Genomic DNA, 21,365 nt, shown 5'->3' on the forward strand with positions numbered 1-21,365 from the left:
ACAGTGGACGCGAGCATCTGTGGCCAAGTTTTTAAGGGCGCACGGTGGATGCCTTGGCACTAGGAACCGATGAAGGACGTGGGAGGCCGCGATAGGCCCCGGGGAGCTGTCAACCGAGCTTTGATCCGGGGGTGTCCGAATGGGGAAACCCGGCAGTCGTCATGGGCTGTCACCCGCTGCTGAACACATAGGCAGTGTGGAGGGAACGCGGGGAAGTGAAACATCTCAGTACCCGCAGGAAGAGAAAACAACCGTGATTCCGAGAGTAGTGGCGAGCGAAATCGGATGAGGCTAAACCAGTCATGTGTGATACCCGGCAGGGGTTGCGTGGCTGGGGTCGTGGGAAAATTCTTGATCGGTCTGCCGGCCGGTCGGAGAGTCAGAAACCGTATGGGTAGTCGAAGGACATGCGAAAGGTCCGGCGTAGAGGGTAAGACCCCCGTAGACGAAACCTGTACGGCTCTCTTGAGTTTCTCCCAAGTAGCACGGAGCCCGAGAAATTCCGTGTGAATCTGGCGGGACCACCCGCTAAGCCTAAATATTCCCTAGTGACCGATAGCGGACAGTACCGTGAGGGAATGGTGAAAAGTACCGCGGGAGCGGAGTGAAATAGTACCTGAAACCGTGTGCCTACAAGCCGTGGGAGCGTCGCAGCGTGTGCTTGCACATAGCTGTCGTGACTGCGTGCCTTTTGAAGAATGAGCCTGCGAGTTTGCGGTGTGTTGCGAGGTTAACCCGTGTGGGGTAGCCGTAGCGAAAGCGAGTCCGAATAGGGCGGTTTAGTAGCGCGCCCAAGACCCGAAGCGGAGTGATCTAGCCATGGGCAGGTTGAAGCGCGGGTAAGACCGTGTGGAGGACCGAACCCACCAGGGTTGAAAACCTGGGGGATGACCTGTGGTTAGGGGTGAAAGGCCAATCAAACTCCGTGATAGCTGGTTCTCCCCGAAATGCATTTAGGTGCAGCGTCGCGTGTTTCTTGCCGGAGGTAGAGCACTGGATAGGCGATGGGCCCCACCGGGTTACTGACCTTAGCCAAACTCCGAATGCCGGTAAGTGAGAGCGCGGCAGTGAGACTGTGGGGGATAAGCTCCATGGTCGAGAGGGAAACAGCCCAGAACACCGGCTAAGGCCCCTAAGCGTGTGCTAAGTGGGAAAGGATGTGGAGTCGCAGAGACAACCAGGAGGTTGGCTTAGAAGCAGCCACCCTTTAAAGAGTGCGTAATAGCTCACTGGTCAAGTGATTCCGCGCCGACAATGTAGCGGGGCTCAAGTACACCGCCGAAGCCGTGTCATTGCAGCTTAACTCCTAACGGGGGCTGTGATGGGTAGGGGAGCGTCGTGTGCCGGGTGAAGCGGCGGCGGAAGCCAGTCGTGGACGGTATACGAGTGAGAATGCAGGCATGAGTAGCGATACAAGAGTGGGAAACTCTTGCGCCGATTGACCAAGGGTTCCTGGGTCAAGCTGATCTGCCCAGGGTAAGTCGGGACCTAAGGCGAGGCCGACAGGCGTAGTCGATGGACAACGGGTTGATATTCCCGTACCCGCTTTGAAGCGCCAACGTCGAACCCGGTAATGCTAAAGCCGTGAAGCCGTCTCGGATCCTTCGGGTGATGAGGAGTGGTGGAGCCGCTGACCCAAGCTGGTAGTAGGTGAGCGATGGGGTGACGCAGGAAGGTAGTCCAGCCCGGGCGGTGGTAGTCCCGGGGTAAGGGTGTAGGGCGTTGTGTAGGCAAATCCGCACAACATGAGCCTGAGACCTGATGCCGAGCCGATTGTGGTGAAGTGGATGATCCTATGCTGTCGAGAAAAGCCTCTAGCGAGTTTCATGGCGGCCCGTACCCCAAACCGACTCAGGTGGTCAGGTAGAGAATACCGAGGCGTTCGGGTGAACTATGGTTAAGGAACTCGGCAAAATGCCCCCGTAACTTCGGGAGAAGGGGGGCCGGAACTGGTGACGAGTCTTGCACTCCGAGCTGGGGCCGGCCGCAGAGACCAGCGAGAAGCGACTGTTTACTAAAAACACAGGTCCGTGCGAAGCCGTAAGGCGATGTATACGGACTGACGCCTGCCCGGTGCTGGAACGTTAAGGGGACCGGTTAGTTCTGTTTCGACGGAGCGAAGCTGAGAACTTAAGCGCCAGTAAACGGCGGTGGTAACTATAACCATCCTAAGGTAGCGAAATTCCTTGTCGGGTAAGTTCCGACCTGCACGAATGGCGTAACGACTTCTCGACTGTCTCAACCATAGGCCCGGTGAAATTGCATTACGAGTAAAGATGCTCGTTTCGCGCAGCAGGACGGAAAGACCCCGGGACCTTTACTATAGCTTGATATTGGTGTTCGGTTCGGCTTGTGTAGGATAGGTGGGAGACTGTGAAGCGGCCACGCCAGTGGTTGTGGAGTCGTCGTTGAAATACCACTCTGGTCGTGCTGGATGTCTAACCTGGGTCCGTGATCCGGATCAGGGACAGTGTCTGGTGGGTAGTTTAACTGGGGCGGTTGCCTCCTAAAATGTAACGGAGGCGCCCAAAGGTTCCCTCAGCCTGGTTGGCAATCAGGTGTTGAGTGTAAGTGCACAAGGGAGCTTGACTGTGAGACCGACGGGTCGAGCAGGTGCGAAAGCAGGGACTAGTGATCCGGCGGTGGCTTGTGGAAGCGCCGTCGCTCAACGGATAAAAGGTACCCCGGGGATAACAGGCTGATCTTCCCCAAGAGTCCATATCGACGGGATGGTTTGGCACCTCGATGTCGGCTCGTCGCATCCTGGGGCTGGAGTAGGTCCCAAGGGTTGGGCTGTTCGCCCATTAAAGCGGTACGCGAGCTGGGTTTAGAACGTCGTGAGACAGTTCGGTCCCTATCCGCTGCGCGCGCAGGAGTCTTGAGAAGGGCTGTCCCTAGTACGAGAGGACCGGGACGGACGAACCTCTGGTGTGCCAGTTGTCCTGCCAAGGGCATGGCTGGTTGGCTACGTTCGGGAGGGATAACCGCTGAAAGCATCTAAGCGGGAAGCCTGCTTCGAGATGAGGACTCCCACCACCATTGAGTGGGTAAGGCTCCCAGTAGACGACTGGGTTGATAGGCCGGATGTGGAAGCCCTGTGAGGGGTGGAGCTGACCGGTACTAATAGGCCGAGGGCTTGTCCATAGTTGCTACGCGTCCACTGTGTTGTTCTGAAGAAACGACCCCTGCTTCCGGCAGCGTGTTGTCGATATCTTCATAGTGTTTCGGTGGTCATAGCGTGAGGGAAACGCCCGGTTACATCCCGAACCCGGAAGCTAAGCCTCACAGCGCCGATGGTACTGCAGGGGGGACCCTGTGGGAGAGTAGGACGCCGCCGAACAACCTTTGATGAAGAGCCCCCTGACCACTGGTCAGGGGGCTCTTCGGCATGTCCGGACACAGACGGGCCGTTACTCAGCCCCGCTCCGCCACGGTGAGCAAATGGCTGCTCGCGCCGAGGAGCGAGGGGACGCTCTCGGTCCGGCGCAGGGCGGCGAGCAGGACCTCGGTGCGCTCGGGGTCGTCGAGGTCGGTGGCGGTATTGGGCATGAGCCATGCGGCGCCCTCGATGCCGTACTGCCGGCTGGGACCTAGCCCGGCCTCGGTGAACTCCTCGGCGATCTGCTCGGGCGCGTGGAAGAACGCCGTGGTGAAGTCCGAGCCCTCCGGGCGGGGAATGTGGCGGCCGTTCTCGGTGCCCGCGTCGATGACGACCCGGCGTTCCGGGGTGTAGTAGACCCCCTTGGCCAGGCTGTCGTGCAGAGCGCTGAATCGGTTGATCGTCGCGGCGACGACGATCCCGCCCGGCCTGGTGACCCGGCGGGCCTCTCCGAGCGCGGCCAGGCGCTCCTCCCGCTCCTGGAGGTGGTACAGCGGGCCGAGCAGCAGGACCACGTCGACGGAGGCGTCCGCAGCGTCGTGGAGGTCGCGGGCATCGCCGAGCCGGGCCGAGACACCGGGCTGCCGGCCGGCCTGCTCCACATGGAGCGGGACCGGATCGACGAGCTCGACCCGGTAGCCCTGCTGGGCGAGCCACGCGGCGTAGACGCCGCTGCCGCCGCCGACGTCGAGGACCAGGGCGGGCGGGGTCGGCAGGGTGCGGCTCAGTAGGTCCTTGGTGCGCAGGAATTCGAGCCGGCCGGTGCCGGTCCTTCTGCTCAGCCGGTCGGCCTCCTGGCCGAGTTCGTAGTGGGCGAGGATGTCCGGACGCAGGTTCGGCGCGCTGGTGGATTGGTCCATGAGGGGACGATGCCGTTCGGAACGGGGCGGGGGCAAGCGGTTATCGGGAGGCAGGGCTCGGCTTGGGCGTTCCGGTCCGGGACAGCAGCAGGTGGGCGCCGAGACCTACCACGAGGCCCCAGAAGGGAGCGCCGATACCGAGGACCGAGATGCCGGAGGCGCTGATGACGAAGGTGATGACCGCCGCCTCGCGTCCCTCCTCCTGGGCGAGCGCGGCGGAGAGGGCCGAGCCGAGGGTGCCGAGCAGGGCCAGGCCGGCCACCGCCTCGATCAGCAGCGGCGGGGCCGATGCCAGCAGCGCGACCCAGAGGCCCGCCGTCAATCCGAGGAGCAGGTAGACCACGCCTGCGGTGACGGAGGCGATCCAGCGCCGGTTGCGGTCCGGGTGGGCGTCCGGGCCGGCGGACAGGGCGGCGGTGATGGCGGCCAGGTTGACCATGTAGAGGCCGCCGGCCGCGCCGACCACGGTGGTCAGCCCGGTGCTGACCAGCAGGGACCGGGTGGGTGGCCGGTAGCCGAAGTGGTTGAGCACGGCGAGGCCGGCGATGTTCTGCGAGGCCATGGTGATGACGTAGAGCGGCACGGCTATCCCGACCAGCGCGCCCAGGCTGAAGGCGGGGGCGGTGAGCACCGGGATCGGGAGCAGGTCGCCCGCCGGTCCCAGCCGGAGCGAGTGGTGGATCAGCAGCATGAGGGCCGCGGCGACCAGCGCGGCCGGGGTCGCCCAGCGACGCGCGAACCGGGTCAGCACCGCCCAGACCACGATTGCCGGCAGGGCCAGTGACGGCAGGTGGGCGGCGGCCTCGACCGGGGCGAGGCAGAGCGGGAGCAGCACGCCGGCCAGGAGGGCGGTGGCGAGCGCCGTGGGGATGGCGGAGACCCAGTTGCGGAGCGTGCCCCAGAGTCCGGTGAGGGTGATCAGCAGTCCGGCGAGCAGGAAGGCGCCCACGGCGTAGCGGTAGCCGCCGCTGTGGTGGCCGGCGTTGATGAGGAGGGCGGCGCCCGGGGTCGACCAGGCGAAGCTGAGCGGCTGCCGGTGGCGGAGGCCGTGCCAGAGGGCCAGACCGCCCATGGCGAGGCAGAGCAGGAAGAGTCCGGACTCGGCTTCGCGGGGGTCTGCGCCGACGGCCCGCAGGGCGGTGAGGACCAGGACGAAGGAACTGGTGAAGCCGACGAGGGCGGTGAGCACACCGGCGGTGAGCGGCGGTCCGATGTCCGAGGTCCGGTCAGTGGCAGGCGCGGCGGCAGAGTCGGTGGGCGGTGTGGCGGGTGTGGTGGGCGGCGTGGTGGTTCCGCTGTGCGGTTCGGTGGCGGTCATGGCACTCCCCCCGTAGGTGTTCCGTTTATGGAACGATAGCGGGCGCGGGATACTCGGTGCCATGGTTCAGCCAAGAACGGACGAGTCCGCCGCTGCGCTGGGCAGCCGTATCCGCCGGCTGCGGGTCGAGCGCGGGGTGAGCCTCTCCGAGCTGGCCGGTCGGGCGGGCATCGGCAAGGCCACACTGTCCGGGCTGGAGACGGGCAGTCGCAATCCGACGGTGGAGACGCTGTATGCAGTGGCCGCGCAGCTGGGCGTCCCGTTGGCGGCGCTGCTGGCGGAGCCGATGTCCGGCGGCGCTCCCGAGATGCACGGCGAGGCGGTGACCGCGACGCTGCTGGAGGCGTTCGTGGACGGCGGCGTCAGTACCGAGCTGTACCGGCTGCGGATCCGCCCCGGTCGGGTGCAGACCTCGCCCGGCCATGGACCGGGGGTCGTCGAGTACCTGACCGTCTTCAGCGGGACGGCGCGGGTCGGGCCGGTCGGGGCGCCGGTGGACGTACCCGCCGGAGGCCACGGCCACTGGTCCTGCGACGGCCCGCACACCTATGCGGCCCTGGGCTCCACGCCGGTCGAGGCGAGCCTGCTGATCAGGCACCCGCTGCCGGATCGGGCCGGGTGACCGAACGGCCGCCCCGAAGTGTCGGCTGCCGGGCGCTGACGTTACGGTGTGCCCAACACGGGGAGAGAAGGCGGTTTGCCATGCAGAACCTCACGCTGTCCTGGCAGTCCGCCGGGGCCCTGGGCGCGACGGTGTATGCCGGCTCGCTGCTGGTCCGCCGGACCGGCCGCGCCTCCTCCGCCCTGGTGCTGCGTGAGATCGCCACCGTGGTCGGCCTGTTCGCGGTGTGGCAGTTCGCCGGTCAGGCCTCGGTGATGGGGACCGGCGACGCCGTCTCGCGGGGGGAGTGGATCTGGAACGCCGAGCGCGGACTCGGCCTGCCGAGCGAGGCGGCGCTGCAGCGCCTGGTGCTGCCGCATCCGCTCCTGGTCCAGGGCGCCAACTACTACTACGCCTCCATGCACTTCGGACTGATGATCGCGCTGCTCGCCTGGGTGTTCTTCCGGCACCGCGAGTCCTATCCGTGGGTGCGCGGGACGCTGGTGCTGGTCACCGCGATGTCGCTGGCGGTCCAGCTGATCCCGGTGGCCCCGCCCCGGCTGCTTCCGGACTCCGGAATGGTCGACACGGCGGTCCAGTACGGCCAGTCCGTGTACGGGACGACGATCGACGGGCTGCAGGCCGACGCCTACTCGGCGATGCCGTCCGTGCATGTCGCCTGGTGCCTGCTGGTGGCGGTGGCGGTGATCCGGATCAGCCCGAGCCGCTGGCGCTGGCTGGTGCTGCTCCATCCGCTGATCACGGTGACCGTGGTCGTGGTGACGGCCAATCACTACTGGCTGGACGGGGTGGCGGCGGTGCTCCTGCTGCTGCTCAGCTACCTGCTGCAGTGGTCGGGCGCCCGGGGGCTGCGCCGCCTGCGGTCGCGCCGGCAGGTCTTGCTGCCCGAGGGGCGGTCCGATCCGGTGCGGATCCCGACGAGCTGAGGCCTGGACCGCTGAGGGACGGAACCGGGCCGGACACCCCCGATCCGGGATGTCCGGCCCGTACCCGTGGTCCCGCCGTCAGCGGACGGGGAGCGACACCCGTCCCCAACTGCCGCCGGCCAGCGCCGAGGTCGCGCTGTACCAGGCCAGCAGTCCGGCCACGGCGGCGACCCAGCCACCGATCTTGCCGACGGTGTCGTTGCCCGCGAAGGCGGAGACGGCCATCAGCACCAGGGCGACCGTGAACAGGGCGTAGACGTCGCGCACCAGTGATCCGCTGCCCCACTGGGCGGCGGTCATGGTGAGGGCGAGCAGGGCCCAGAGGACGAGGAAGAGGCCGGCTGCGTTCTTGCCGGCCGGACCGGCCTCGGCCCAGGTGCCCCAGAACGCGCCGAGGACGACGAAGGCGGTGCCGGTGGCGGCGTTGCCGCCGCGGAACTCCAGCAGGCCGGAGACGAACAGGGTCAGCCCGCCGACGAGGAGGGCCATGGTGCCGGCGTTGCGGACGCCGGTGCCGCTGAGCACGCCGGTGCCGAGAAGGCCGAAGGCGAGGAGGGTGAGGCCGAGGGCGAGGTAACCGAGCGGGCCGGCTGCGGCGCCGAGGGAGAGGGTGCGGGACTGCTGTGCCACCGCGGCTTCGTTGCTCACGGGGGCTCCTTTCCATGGGTGGAACGGAACGGGTGGAACGGAACGGGCGGAACGGAACGGGTGGAACGGAGAGTTTGGTCGGTGCCGGCGGTACGGATCGCTGGTTGCTCGATGGGGGCCTGCGCCATTGCCTGCCCCGGCCTGCCGGTGGTGCGACGCTCGACCGCATTGTCCTGACGATTGTTCCGTACCCGACAGTGACCGGTCGTCAACCTTCCGTAATCATAGATTTATCGACCAAATCAGTGCAGCGACCCACAGAGCACATGGTCATGGTGTATGGCCGCCCGGATACGGCGCTTTCGACCGCCGTCGCGGAGCCGCCTCGGGCGGGACTGTCCGTGACCGCGGAGGAGGGCCGGAGCCTTCAGGCGGACCGCGGCTGCGGTACCCGCAGCGCGAGGATGGCCATGTCGTCGGAGGCCGGCTCCGGCGCGAAGCGCTCGACCGCGCGCAGCACCCGGGCCGCGACCGCGCCGGCCGTCAGGCCGGTGCAGGCGGCGAGGACGTCGGCGAGCCCGTCGTCGCCGAGCATCCGGGTGCCCTCGCGGCGCTCGGTGACGCCGTCGGTCACGCAGAGCAGGACGTCGCCCGGCTCCAGGACGAAGGTCTCCTCGTAGAGGTCGAGGTCCTCCAGCACGCCGAGCAGCGGCTGCGGCTCGGCGGCGGCGGTGACCGTGCCGTCCGGGCGCAGCCGGAGCGGCAGCGGGTGCCCGGCGCAGACCGACCTGACCTCCACCGAACCGTCCTGACGTGGCGTCAACTCTCCGTAGAGCAGTGTCAGGAACCGGCTGCGGGTGCCCTCGTCGAGGATGGCGGCGTTGAGCCGCTTCAGCACCTCGGGGGCGGACAGGCCCTCGCGGGCGAGCAGCCGGAGCGAGTGCCGGGCGAGGCCGGTGACCGCCGCCGCCTCCGGACCGGTGCCGCAGACGTCGCCGATGGCGAAGCCGTAGCTGCCGGGGCGGATCGGGAAGACGTCGTAGAAGTCGCCGCCGACCTCGTTGCCCTCGCCGGCGGCGCGGTAGACCACCTCGACCTCCAGGCCGGGGATCCGGGGCATCTCCGGCGGCAGCAGGCTGCGCTGGAGGGCGCGGCTGATGGCGGTGCGCTCGGAGTAGAGCCGGGCGTTGTCCAGGGCCAGGGCGGCCCGGCGGGAGAGGTCCTCGGCGAGTTCCAGGATCTCCCGGCGGAACTTCTCATCGGCGGCCTTGCCGAGCGTCAGCATCCCGATGACCCGGTTGCGGGCGACCAGCGGCAGCACCACGGTCTCGCCGCCGACGGTGGCGGCGGTGGCCAGTGCGGTGGCCGGTCCGGAGCCCGGGGTCGGCCGACTGGTGCCCTCGCGGGCGAGGCTGCGCAGGGAGACCCGCATCGCCGCGTCGTGCGCCGCGACCGCGGGCGCGCGCCAGCTCCGCGCGCCGGGCAGGTTCAGCGGCTCCGGCGGCGGGATCTGCGCCAGCAGTGCCCGCAGGCCGTCGATCTGGTCCTCGTCCTCGTGCAGGACGAAGGCCAGCTCCGGCGGGGACTGCTCGGAGATGGTGTAGACGGCGCACCAGGAGGCCAGCGTCGGCACGGTCATCTGGGCCATCAGCGCCAGCGTCTGGTCGCGCTCCAGCGTGCCGGCGAGCAGGTCGGAGGCCTCGACCAGGAACGACAGTGAGCCTCGACGGAGCCGCTCCAGCTCGGTCAGCCGGGCGCTCTCGACGGCCAGCGCGATCCGGTCGGCGGCGAACTGGAGCCGCATCGCGTCCTCGTTGCGGTACTGCTCCGGGGCCTGGGCGGCGACCCCGAGCGAGCCGGTGAGCCGGCCCTCGACCTTGAGCGGCACGGTGACCACCGAGCGCAGCCCGGTGCCGCTGAGCAGCGGGACCAGTCCGGCCTGGGTGGTCAGGTCGTCGTGGACGGCCGGCAGCCGGGCCGAGCCGTAGCGTCCGGCGCCGGACTCGACCGGGACCCGGGCGAAGCGCTGGCGCCCGGAGGGCAGGCCGCAGCTGGCGCGCACCTCCAGTTCGGTTTCGTCGTCGGTGGCGAGCAGCAGGTAGGCGGCGTCGCCGTCGAGCATGTCGCGGGCGCGTTCCACGGTGCGCTGGAGCAGGCTGTCCAGGTCGTCGGGGGCGGGCGAGCCGAGGAAGGTGTCGAAGGACTGGGCGCCGCCGCGGGTCTCGCCGCCCTGTCGTTCCAGTCCGCCCTGCTCGCCGCCGCCCCGGAACGGGGACTGGAGCACGGCGCGCTCGTGCTCCGGGACCAGCAGACAGACGGTGGAGGGCGAGCCCTCGCTGTCCCGTACCCGCAGGTGCGCCCCGTAGACGGGCAGTACCCGGCCGTCGCCGCCGCGCAGCCCGTAGCTGCCCTCCCAGCGGGACAGCCGGAGCGCCTCCTCCAGGCCGAGCCCGGTGCCCGGTGTCTGCGGCCAGGCCGCGAACGCGCCGAAGGGCTGGCCCAGGGCCTTGGCGGCGGGCAGCGAGAACAGCGCCTCGGCGTCGGCGTTCCAGCCGATGATCCGGCTGTCCGCGTCGATCTGGACCACCGCCACCCGGACCCCGGAGTCGGTGGCGGGGAGCAGTTCGTCGGGGGTCAGCGGTCCGGCGAAGCGGGTGCCCGCCGCGCGGGCGGGCAGGTCGAGCTGGTACCAGACCCGCTTCCGGGTGGGGGTGTAGTCGACGCCCCAGGTGGAGGCGAGGGTGGCGCACAGCAGCAGGCCGCGTCCGCCCTCGCGTTCCAGGTCGGCGTGGCTGGGCTCGTAGCCGCCGGCTTCGAGGAGGCGCTGTTCGAGTGCCGCCCCGTCGCGGACGCCGGGGAGCCCGGGGACGGCGTGCAGCTCCTGGAGACCGGCGTGCCCGGCGGCCGGTGCGCCGGAGCCCGAGGCCCGGGAGGGCGCGGGGACGGTCGGTTCCTGCGGCTCGCAGCCGGGGTCCGGGACGGTGCCGTAGAAGGCGCCGTCGAACACCGGCAGCACCCGGTGCGGGTAGCGGTCGGCGACCTCGATCCGGACCGAGTGCTCGTGGCGCAGGCACAGCACCTCGGCCGCCGTCCCGGCGTGCACGACCGCGTTGGTGACCAATTCGCTGGCCAGGACCACCGCGTCGTCGACGACCTCGTTGAACCCCCAGCCCTGGAGGGTGTCGCGGACGAAGGCGCGTGCGGACGCCACGGAGCGGCCGACCGGCTCGAACGTGGCGGTTGCCCGCGCGGTGACCACGAGGTGACCCCTTCTTTCCTCTGCTGTGACAACGGTCGTCAGGCCGTCAGGTTACTTTCCGGGAGGCACTCCCGTCGCCCGTCGGGCCGCGGCGGACCGTGGGCCGGGCCCCGAAGGTCCGTGTTCGATCTGCAGGGCGATACCCCGCGCCAGCCCTCCCGCAACCCGTTCGGGTCGCTAGATTGTTGGTCGACAGCCGGTCCGCAACTCTGGAGGGACCCCGGTGGATTCGAGCAGGGCGACAGCGACGGTAGCGGTCCGGGGCGGCAGGGGCCGCCACAACCGGGGCGCGGACGCGGCGGACCTGCGCAAGCTGCTGTCCGCACTGACGGCGATGCGCGACGGGAACTTCCGCAGACGGCTCACGGTGCCCGGGGACTCGGTCATGGCCGAGGTCGCCGCGATCTTCAACGAGATCGCCGAGCGCAACCAGCACCTGACCGGCGAACTGGCCCGGGTCCGGCGGCTGGTGGGGCGCGAGGGCCGGTTGTCCGAGCGGCTGGAGGTGGGCGCGGGAGAGGGCGCCTGGGGCGCGGCGGTCGACAACTGCAACGCCCTGATCGACGACCTGGCGCGGCCGATGGCCGAGGTCGGCCGGGTGCTGGGCTCGATCGCCGAGGGCGACCTGGAGCAGCGGATGGAGCTGCGGGCGCTCGGTCCGGACGGCGGCACCCATCCGCTGCGCGGCGAGTTCCTCAAGGTCGGCCGCACGGTCAACGGGCTGGTGGACTCGCTCTCGGAGTTCACCGACGAGGTGACCCGGGTCGCCATCGAGGTCGGCACCGAGGGCAAGCTGGGCGGGCAGGCCCGGGTGCGCGGCGTCTCCGGCAGCTGGAAGGACCTGACCGACTCGGTCAACATGATGGCCGGGCGGCTGACCGCGCAGGTCCGCGACATCGCCTGGGTGACCACGGCGGTGGCCAAGGGCGACCTGTCGCGCAAGGTCACCGTGCATGTGGCCGGCGAGATGCTGGAGCTGAAGAACACCGTCAACACCATGGTCGACCAGCTCTCCGGCTTCGCCTCGGAGGTGACCCGGGTGGCCCGCGAGGTGGGCACCGAGGGGCGGCTCGGCGGCCAGGCGACGGTGCCGGGCGTGGCCGGGACCTGGAAGGACCTGACCGACAACGTCAACCTGATGGCGACCAACCTGACCCAGCAGGTCCGCAGCATCGCCCAGGTGACCACGGCGGTGGCCCGCGGCGACCTCTCGCAGACCATCGAGGTGGACGCCCGCGGCGAGATCCTGGAGCTGAAGAACACCATCAACACCATGGTCGACCAGCTGTCCGGCTTCGCCGAGCAGGTGACCCGGGTGGCCCGGGAGGTCGGCACCGACGGCATCCTCGGCGGCCAGGCGATGGTGCCGGGCGCGGCCGGGGTGTGGCGCAACCTGACCGACAACGTCAACTTCATGGCCGGCAACCTGACCGGCCAGGTCCGCAACATCGCGCAGGTGGCGACGGCGGTCGCCCGGGGCGACCTGTCGCAGAAGATCACGGTCGACGCCCGGGGCGAGATCCTGGAGCTGAAGACCACCCTGAACACCATGGTCGACCAGCTCTCCGGCTTCGCGGACGAGGTCACCCGGGTCGCCCGCGAGGTGGGCACCGAGGGCACCCTGGGCGGTCAGGCGGCGGTGCCGGGGGTGTCCGGGACCTGGAAGGACCTGACCGACAACGTCAACTTCATGGCCAACAACCTGACCGGGCAGGTCCGCAACATCGCCGAGGTGACCACGGCGGTGGCCAGGGGCGACCTCTCCAAGAAGATCACCGTGGACGCGCGCGGCGAGATCCTGGAGCTGGTCACCACCGTCAACACCATGGTCGACCAGCTGTCGGTGTTCGCCGACGAGGTGACCCGGGTGGCGCGCGAGGTCGGCACCGAGGGCATCCTCGGCGGGCAGGCCCGGGTCAAGGGGGTCTCCGGGATCTGGCGGGACCTCGCCGAGAACGTCAACTTCATGGCGAGCAACCTGACCTTCCAGGTGCGCAACATCGCCCAGGTGGCCACGGCCGTGGCCGGCGGCGACCTGTCGAAGAAGATCACCATCGAGGCCCAGGGCGAGGTCGCGGCGCTGGCCGACACCCTGAACACCATGGTCGACCAGCTGTCGGCCTTCGCCGACGAGGTGACCCGGGTGGCCCGGGAGGTCGGCACCGACGGCACCCTGGGCGGCCAGGCCCGGGTGGCCGGCGTCGCCGGGATCTGGAAGGACCTGACCGACAACGTCAACCAGATGGCCAACAACCTCACCGGACAGGTCCGCAACATCGCCCAGGTGACCACGGCGGTGGCCAAGGGCGACCTGTCCAAGAAGATCGACGTGGACGCCCGGGGCGAGATCCTGGAGCTGAAGACCACCATCAACACCATGGTCGACCAGCTGTCGGCCTTCGCCGACGAGGTCACCCGGGTGGCCCGGGAGGTCGGCACCGACGGCCGCCTCGGCGGCCAGGCCCGGGTCCCCGGCGTGGCCGGCACCTGGCAGGACCTCACCGAGTCGGTGAACGAGCTGGCCGGGAACCTGACCCGGCAGGTCCGCGCCATCGCCCAGGTCGCCACCGCGGTGACCAGGGGCGACCTCTCGCTGCGGATCGACGTGGACGCGTCCGGGGAGCTCGACGAGCTCAAGGACAACATCAACCAGATGATCGCCAACCTGCGCGAGACCACCCGTACCAACCAGGAGCAGGACTGGCTCAAGACCAACCTCGCCCGGATCTCCGGGCTGATGCAGGGCCGGCGCGACCTGGAGGCCGTCGCCGCGCTGATCATGAGCGAGCTGACCCCGGTGGTCTCGGCCCAGCACGGCGCCTTCTTCCTGGCCCAGCCGGGGACCAGATCCCAGGAGCGGGTCACCGACGAGGAGGACGACAGCGACCTGATCCTCCGGCTGATCGGCTCCTACGGCTACCAGCGCCGGGCCATGCCGACCACCTTCCGTCCCGGTGAGTCGCTGATCGGACAGGCGGCGGTGGAGAAGCGGCCGATCCTGCTCACCTCCGCGCCCCCCGGCTACCTCCGGATCGCCTCCGGTCTCGGCGAGGCGGCGCCGGTCAATGTGATCGTGATGCCGGTGCTGTTCGAGGGCAGGCTGCTCGGGATCATCGAGCTGGCCTCCTTCAACGCCTTCACCAAGGTCAGTCTGGCCTTCCTGGACCAGATCGCGGAGATGATCGGCGTCACCGTCAACACCATCTCGGTCAACACCAAGACCGAGGGGCTGCTGCTGGAGTCGCAGCGGCTGACCGCCGAACTGTCGATGCGCTCGGCCGAGTTGGAGGCCCGGCAGGAGGAGCTCCAGCGCTCCAACGCGGAGCTGGAGGAGAAGGCCGAGCTGCTGGCCACCCAGAACCGCGACATCGAGATCAAGAACTCCGAGATCGAGGAGGCCCGGCAGGTGCTGGAGGAGCGCGCGGAGCAGCTCGCGCTCTCCTCGCGCTACAAGTCGGAGTTCCTCGCCAACATGTCGCACGAGCTGCGCACCCCGCTCAACTCGCTGCTGATCCTGGCCAAGCTGCTGTCCGACAACGCCGAGGGCAACCTCAGCCCCAAGCAGGTCGAGTTCTCCGAGACCATCCACGGCGCAGGGTCCGACCTGCTCCAGCTGATCAACGACATCCTCGACCTGTCCAAGGTCGAGGCGGGAAAGATGGACGTCCGGCCGGCCCGGATCGCGCTGGTGCAGCTGGTCGACTACGTCGAGGCCACCTTCCGCCCGCTGACCGCCGACAAGGGGCTCGACTTCGCCGTCCAGGTCTCCTCCGAGCTGCCGGTGACCCTGCACACGGACGAGCAGCGGCTGCAGCAGGTGCTGCGCAACCTGCTGTCCAACGCCGTGAAGTTCACCGACTCGGGGGCGGTCGAGCTGCTGATCCAGCCGGCCGGCGGCAGCCACACCGAGCACCCGGTGCCGGTGCACATCCGGGAGCAGCTGCTGGAGAGCGGCGCGATCAGCGATCCGGACGAGCCGCTGATCGCCTTCTCGGTCACCGACACCGGCATCGGCATCCCGCAGAACAAGCTCCGGGAGATCTTCGAGGCCTTCAAGCAGGCCGACGGGACCACCAGCCGCAAGTACGGCGGCACCGGGCTCGGTCTTTCGATCAGCCGGGAGATCGCCCGGCTGCTCGGAGGGGAGATCCACTCCGAGAGCGAGCTGGACCGGGGCTCCACGTTCACCCTCTACCTGCCGCTGGAGTCGGGCGTCGAGAACGCCCTGCCGCCGTCGGCCAACCCCGCCCAGCTCTGGGCGGACGAGGTGCGCGAGGCGGCCCAGGAGCGCCGTCGGGAGGCCGCGGCGCTGGCCGCCCTGCCCCGTCCGGCGGCGGAGCTCCTGTCCGGAGCCGGAGCCGCCAACGGGGCCGCCAACGGGGCCGGTGCCGGGGCGAACGGCGCGGCGGCGCGGCCGGTTCCGCAGCCCGAGGAGATCCTGGTGGACGACCGGGCCGGGATCCCCTTCCGCGGCCAGTTCGGCGGCGAGAAGGTGCTGATCGTCGACGACGACATCCGCAATGTGTTCGCGCTCACCAGCGTGCTGGAGCAGTACGGGCTGACCGTGCTCTACGCGGAGAACGGCCGCGAGGGGATCGAGGTGCTGGAGCAGCACGAGGACGTGTCGCTGGTGCTGATGGACATCATGATGCCGGAGATGGACGGCTACGCGACCACCGAGGCGATCCGCCGGATGCCGCAGTTCGCCGGGCTGCCGATCATCGCACTGACCGCGAAGGCGATGAAGGGCGACAAGGAGAAGAGCCTGTCCGCCGGGGCCACCGACCATGTCACCAAGCCGGTCGACACCGACTACCTGCTGGGCGTGATGGACCACTGGCTGCGGGCCAGGGAGCGGTGACCGCGCGGTGACCGGCGCAGTGCCGGAGCGGCGGAGGTAATCGGTCAATGCGGTGGGCCGAACCGGACAGAGTGTCCAGCCGGGCCACCCGCTGGTGCGGATCCGTCCGTCCGATCCGCGCCCACCGTCTTCCCCGCGTTCGTACAGATTGGCGGGGGGTCGGGGCGGGCATCTGTCCGAAACCTGCTGTCGCTCGTCCGTCCTCCCGGTTCCCTCGCCGGGGCTGTACCCACTCGCAGGGGTGGTGGCCGCGCCCACGGGGAACCGGATAGTGTCACTCGGCGTTGCTATGGGTACCGGCTGGGTCACCAGAGCGCCCTGTTCCAGGCACGGATCGCCGGTGGTGTGGGTAGCAGGCAGTGAGGTGCGGCTAGCATGACCGTGACGAGTACGACCGAAGCCGGGTTGACCGCCGGAATCGCGACAAGGTCAACTTCGGTGCAGCAGTCAGACAGCGCGGGCGAGACCGTGGCAGGAGTGGTCGGGGCACGGGTCCCGGCCGACATCACGTCGACCGGACACGGTCCGGGACGAGGAGGGCGGGCCAGCGTGCAGAAGGCCAAGATCCTCCTGGTCGACGACCGGCCGGAGAACCTGCTGGCACTGGAGGCGATCCTCTCCGCCCTGGACCAGACGCTGGTCCGCGCGACCTCCGGCGAGGAGGCCCTGAAGGCGCTGCTCACCGACGACTTCGCGGTGATCCTGCTGGACGTCCAGATGCCCGGGATGGACGGCTTCGAGACCGCCGCCCACATCAAGCGCCGCGAGCGCACCCGGGACATCCCGATCATCTTCCTGACCGCGATCAACCACGGCCCGCACCACACCTTCCGCGGCTACGCGGCCGGTGCGGTCGACTACATCTCCAAGCCGTTCGACCCCTGGGTGCTGCGCGCCAAGGTCTCCGTCTTCGTCGAGCTGTACTCCAAGAACTGCCAGCTCAAGGAGCAGGCCGCGCTGCTGCGGCTGCAGTTGGACGCGGGTGCGGCCGGGCAGGGCGGCCACGGCAACGGCAACTCGAACGGCAGCGGCGGCGGCGAGGCCGTCCGTCGTGGCGACCCGGTCGGCGGCCTGCTGGCCGAGCTCTCGGCCCGGCTCGCCGCGGTCGAGGAGCAGGCCGAGGCGCTGACCAAGCAGCTCAACGAGGCCGCCGACCCGGCCGCCGTCGCCACCGCGACCCACCTGGAGCGCCGGCTGACCGGGCTGCGCCGGGCGCTGGACGCGCTGGAGCCCGGCGGCGCGACCGGCCCGCTGCCCGCACCCGAGAACTGACGCCCCGGCAACTGATGCCGCGACAGGCCCCGTCCGTCCGGGGCCGGTGATTCCGACACCGCCGGAGCAACCGGGCGCAGCACATGTTGCGCTCCCGCTCACACCGGTAACCTGGGCCGCATGGCCACACGCACGTCCGGAAGCGGTTCGCGTACCCGAAACGCAGGGGCGGCGAAGAAGGCCGCCCCGGTGAAGAAGGCGGCGCCCGCCAAGAAGGCCGCTCCGGCGAAGCCCGCCGCCAAGGCGTCGGCCAAGCCCGCCGCCAAGCCGGCCGGCAAGGCGCCGGCCAAGTCCGCGGCCAAGGCGCCCGCCAAGGCCGCCGCGCCGGCCAAGCCGCCCGCCCCGCCGAAGCCGATCGCCTACCGCGCGGTGCGCGGCAGCTGGCTCGGCATCGCGCACGGGGTCGGCGCCGCCGCCCGGGGCGTGGGCAACGGCGCCAAGGGGCTGCACCCCGCGCACCGCAAGGACGGCCTGGCGCTGCTGCTGGTCGCGCTGGCGCTGCTGGTCGCCGCCGGATCCTGGTCCGACCCGCAGGGCTGGCTCGGGATCGCGGTCACCAATGTGGTGCAGGGCGCGTTCGGACGGCTCGCGGTGGTGGTGCCGATACTCCTGGTCGGCATCGCCGTGCGGCTGATGCGCCATCCGGAACAGCAGGAGGCCAACGGACGGATCGTCATCGGCCTGGGTGCGCTGACCATCGGCGTCCTCGGGCTGGTCCACATCGGCTGCGGGGCCCCCGGACTGCATGCCGGCGCGGGGCGGATCCGGGCCGCCGGCGGGCTGATCGGCATGGCCGCCTCGCGTCCGCTGATGGCCGCCGCCGGACCGGCGCTGGCGGTGCCGCTGCTGCTGCTGGTCACCTTCTTCGGCCTGCTGGTGGTGACCGCGACCCCGGTCAACCAGATCCCCGAGCGGCTGCGCCTGCTCGGCGTGCGGCTGTCCCTGATCGATCCGGAACTGCCGCCGCCCGGCGGGGACTTCGACGGCGACGAGGGGGACTGGGAGTCGGGCGGCCTGGACGAGCTGGGCTTCGGCGAGTTCGAGGGCGAGCCGGGTACGCCCGCCGAGCGGGCCGTGCTGCTGGAGAAGCGCGAGCAGTTGGAGCAGGAGGGCGCCGCGGTGCCGGCCGGACGCCGCCGCCCGCGCCGCCGTCAGGTCGCCGCCGGGGCCGAGGAGTCGGCCCCGGCGACCCCGGGGGGCCTGGACGCCATCGACGTGGCCGCCGCTGCCGCCGCCCAGCTGGACGGCGCGGTCATCCACGGGGTCCATCCCTCGCCCACGCTGGTCAACATGCTGAGCAAGGTGAAGGACAACACCCCGCCCGGCGAAGCCCCGCCGGCCGAGCAGCCGGTCGCGGCGCCGGCCGACGCCGTCCCGGACCACGAGGTCGACGTCGACGAGTTCGACGGCGGGTCGGGGGCCGAGTCGGGCGACGCGGCCGGGGTGCCGCCGGCCCGGCAGGAGGACGGCGGCATCCCGCCGCTGCGCTCGGAGCAGCTGCCGCTGCCGGCCGGCAGCGGCTACCAGCTGCCCCCGCCCGAGCTGCTGACCCGGGGCGGACCGGGCAAGTCCCGGTCCAAGGCCAACGACGACGTGGTGGCCGCGCTGAGCAACGTCTTCGCGGAGTTCAAGGTCGACGCCGCCGTCACCGGCTTCACCCGGGGCCCGACGGTGACCCGCTACGAGGTCGAGCTCGGCCTCGCGGTGAAGGTCGAGCGGATCACCGCGCTGGCCCGCAACATCGCCTACGCGGTGGCCAGCCCGGACGTCCGGATCATCAGCCCGATCCCGGGAAAGTCCGCGGTGGGCATCGAGATCCCCAACACCGACCGCGAGATGGTCAACCTGGGCGACCTGCTGCGCTCGCCGATCGCGACCAACGACCCGCACCCGATGATCGTCGGCATGGGCAAGGACGTCGAGGGCCAGACGGCCGTCGCCAACCTGGCGAAGATGCCGCACATCCTGGTGGCCGGCGCCACCGGCGCGGGCAAGTCCTCCTGCATCAACTGCCTGATCACCTCGATCCTGATGCGGGCCACCCCGGACGAGGTCCGGCTGGTCCTGGTCGACCCCAAGCGGGTCGAACTGACGGCCTACGAGGGCGTGCCGCACCTGATCACGCCGATCATCACCAACCCCAAGAAGGCCGCCGAGGCGCTGCAGTGGGTGGTCCGGGAGATGGACCTGCGCTACGACGACCTGGCCGCCTTCGGCTTCCGCCACGTCGACGACTTCAACCGGGCGGTCCGCTCCGGCAAGGCCCAGCCGCTGCCGGGCAGCGAGCGGGTGCTGACGCCGTACCCGTACCTGCTGGTGATCGTCGACGAGTTGGCCGACCTGATGATGGTGGCCCCGCGCGACGTCGAGGACTCGATCGTCCGGATCACCCAGCTGGCCCGCGCGGCCGGCATCCACCTGGTGCTCGCCACCCAGCGCCCCAGCGTCGACGTGGTCACCGGTCTGATCAAGGCCAACGTGCCCTCCCGGCTGGCCTTCGCGACCTCCTCGCTGGCCGACAGCCGGGTCATCCTGGACCAGCCGGGCGCGGAGAAGCTGATCGGCAAGGGCGACGCGCTGTTCCTGCCGATGGGCGCCGGCAAGCCGACCCGGATGCAGGGCGCCTTCGTCACCGAGGAGGAGATCGAGGCCGTCGTCGAGCACTGCAAGGCGCAGCTCCAGGCCGAGTACCGGAGCGACGTCACCGTCGGCAGCGCGCCGAAGAAGGAGATCGACGAGGAGATCGGCGACGACATGGACCTGCTGGTCCAGGCCGCCGAACTGGTCGTCTCGACCCAGTTCGGCTCCACCTCGATGCTCCAGCGCAAGCTGCGGGTCGGCTTCGCCAAGGCCGGCCGGCTGATGGACCTGATGGAGTCGCGCGGCATCGTCGGCCCCAGCGAGGGTTCCAAGGCCCGCGACGTGCTGGTGACGGCGGACGAGTTGGACGGGGTGCTGCTCACTCTCAGGGGCGAATGAGCGGTCGAGGGCGCATCGGCGGGCCGCTCCCGGGCGTTCCACTTTCGGCGGATCACCGCTTGCCGGGGCCTCGGCTCCCGCTCCTAGACTGACGATCAGCTGATGTCTCCGGCCGCCGTCCTCGCGGGACCGCGCGGCAGCAGGCGGTGAACGCTCGAAAGGCGGAACTGTGGCCAGCGGCACGTCACTCTCCGAAGAATCCGGCCGAACCACCCCGGCCAAGCCCTGGGTGGACACCGCGCCGCTGCCCGTGCCGGATGCGGACCCGGCAGGCGGACCGGCGGGGGCGGAGCGGCCGTCGATCGGGCAGGTGCTCCGCGCCGCCCGGATCGCGGCCGGCCGCAGCGTGGAGGAGGTCGGCGACGACACCAGCGTCCGGGTGCCGATCATCGAGGGCATCGAGCAGGACGACTTCAGCCGATGCGGCGGCGACTTCTACGCCCGCGGCCACGTCCGCTCGCTGGCCCGCGCGGTGGGCGCGGACGCGGACGCCCTGGTCACCGAGTTCGACGAGGCGCACGGCGGGACCTCGGCGGCGGCCCGGCCGCTGCCGCTGCCGCTGTTCGAGCCCAGCCGGATGAACCACGAGCGGCGGCGGCCCAGCTGGGCCGGGGCGATGGTGGCGGCGATCGTGGTGGTGGCCGCGGTGATCGGCTTCAACCTGGCCGACGGCCGGAGCAAGGACACGGCGGCCGAGGCCGCGGTCGTGCCCTCGCCGTCGGCCAGCGGCCCGGCCAAGCCGCTGGTGGTGCTGCGGCCGACGATGCCCGCCGCGCCGGTCAGGACCGCCCCGCCGGCCGCGCCGGCCGCGCCGCTGGGCGTGGTCACCGTCAAGCTCACCGCCGACGCCGCGGACAGCTGGCTGGAGGTCGCCGACACCACCGGCCGGACGTTCTTCGAGGGCGATCTCGCCAAGGGCGCGAGCCAGAGCTACACCGACCCCAAGGGACTGCAGCTGGTGCTCGGCAACGCCAGCGGCGTCCACCTCTGGGTGAACGGCAAGGATGTCGGCCGCCCCGGTGCGGCCGGCCAGGTGGTGCAGCTCGCCTACACCCCGTCCGACTTCCGCAAGGCCCCGGCCGCCCCGCCCGCCGCTGCCGCCCCGGCTGCCCCGCGCGCCTCCGCCGCGCCGGCCGTGCCCGCGCCGCCGCCTGCTTCCGCCGCTGCTGCGGCCGCGGCGGTCGGTTCGGCCGCGCCGCTCGCCCCGGCGGCTCCGCCCGCCTCGGCCGCGTCCGTCCGGTGACCCCGGAGCGGCCCCGGAGCACCCGGTCTGGGCTGCGGTTTTACCCCTTCGTGCCACC

Annotated in this window: 10 protein-coding genes and 2 rRNA genes; 8 read left to right on the forward strand and 4 right to left on the reverse strand. The window is 70.2% G+C overall.

Annotated features, from left to right (window positions below; all coding sequences use genetic code 11):
* Positions 1–21: 21 nt before the first annotated feature.
* A 23S ribosomal RNA gene (locus BS75_RS27895) occupies positions 22–3,144 on the forward strand.
* 79 nt (positions 3,145–3,223) lie between these two features.
* A 5S ribosomal RNA gene (gene rrf, locus BS75_RS27900) occupies positions 3,224–3,340 on the forward strand.
* Between the two features lie 74 nt (positions 3,341–3,414).
* Here rrf and BS75_RS27905 read toward each other — a convergent pair.
* Both BS75_RS27905 and BS75_RS27910 read right to left on the reverse strand, forming a co-directional pair.
* Positions 3,415–4,239 carry a class I SAM-dependent methyltransferase gene (locus BS75_RS27905; protein ID WP_034090234.1) on the reverse strand — a complete coding sequence of 275 codons (825 nt, stop codon included), beginning with the start codon at positions 4,237–4,239 and terminating at the stop codon, positions 3,415–3,417.
* Positions 4,240–4,279: 40 nt separating this feature from the next.
* Complete coding sequence (locus BS75_RS27910; protein ID WP_081982624.1) at positions 4,280–5,557, reverse strand: benzoate/H(+) symporter BenE family transporter; 1,278 nt, start codon at positions 5,555–5,557, stop codon at positions 4,280–4,282.
* A gap of 61 nt (positions 5,558–5,618) precedes the next feature.
* Between BS75_RS27910 and BS75_RS27915 the strand changes: the two genes are divergently transcribed.
* Positions 5,619–6,179 carry a helix-turn-helix domain-containing protein gene (locus tag BS75_RS27915; protein WP_034090235.1) on the forward strand — a complete coding sequence of 187 codons (561 nt, stop codon included), beginning with the start codon at positions 5,619–5,621 and terminating at the stop codon, positions 6,177–6,179.
* A gap of 80 nt (positions 6,180–6,259) precedes the next feature.
* A complete protein-coding gene (locus BS75_RS27920) occupies positions 6,260–7,105 on the forward strand; it encodes a phosphatase PAP2 family protein (RefSeq protein WP_063771631.1) in 846 nt (281 codons plus the stop codon).
* Between the two features lie 78 nt (positions 7,106–7,183).
* On the opposite strand, the gene BS75_RS27925 is transcribed toward BS75_RS27920, so the two are convergent.
* Together BS75_RS27925 and BS75_RS27930 are read right to left on the reverse strand one after the other, a co-directional pair.
* Positions 7,184–7,753, reverse strand: a complete 570-nt coding sequence (locus tag BS75_RS27925) for an acetate uptake transporter (protein WP_034090236.1) — start codon at positions 7,751–7,753, stop codon at positions 7,184–7,186.
* 367 nt (positions 7,754–8,120) lie between these two features.
* Positions 8,121–10,952, reverse strand: coding sequence for a SpoIIE family protein phosphatase (locus tag BS75_RS27930; protein WP_034090237.1), 2,832 nt, complete (start codon positions 10,950–10,952; stop codon positions 8,121–8,123).
* Positions 10,953–11,286: 334 nt separating this feature from the next.
* Here BS75_RS27930 and BS75_RS27935 point away from each other — a divergent pair, with 334 nt between their 5' ends.
* From BS75_RS27935 to BS75_RS27950, 4 genes are all read left to right on the forward strand, one after another.
* Positions 11,287–15,813, forward strand: a complete 4,527-nt coding sequence (locus tag BS75_RS27935) for a HAMP domain-containing protein (protein ID WP_042440938.1) — start codon at positions 11,287–11,289, stop codon at positions 15,811–15,813.
* A 549-nt stretch (positions 15,814–16,362) separates the two neighbouring features.
* Entirely contained in the window at positions 16,363–17,085 is a 723-nt protein-coding gene (locus tag BS75_RS27940) for a response regulator (RefSeq protein ID WP_034090238.1), read from the forward strand.
* 120 nt (positions 17,086–17,205) lie between these two features.
* Positions 17,206–20,064 carry a DNA translocase FtsK gene (locus BS75_RS27945; protein WP_034090239.1) on the forward strand — a complete coding sequence of 953 codons (2,859 nt, stop codon included), beginning with the start codon at positions 17,206–17,208 and terminating at the stop codon, positions 20,062–20,064.
* A gap of 169 nt (positions 20,065–20,233) precedes the next feature.
* Positions 20,234–21,307, forward strand: a complete 1,074-nt coding sequence (locus BS75_RS27950; RefSeq protein WP_052069744.1) for a helix-turn-helix domain-containing protein — start codon at positions 20,234–20,236, stop codon at positions 21,305–21,307.
* Positions 21,308–21,365 lie beyond the last annotated feature (58 nt).

Origin of the sequence: Streptacidiphilus albus JL83, assembly GCF_000744705.1 — a bacterium.
Classification (GTDB): Bacteria; Actinomycetota; Actinomycetes; order Streptomycetales; family Streptomycetaceae; genus Streptacidiphilus; species Streptacidiphilus albus.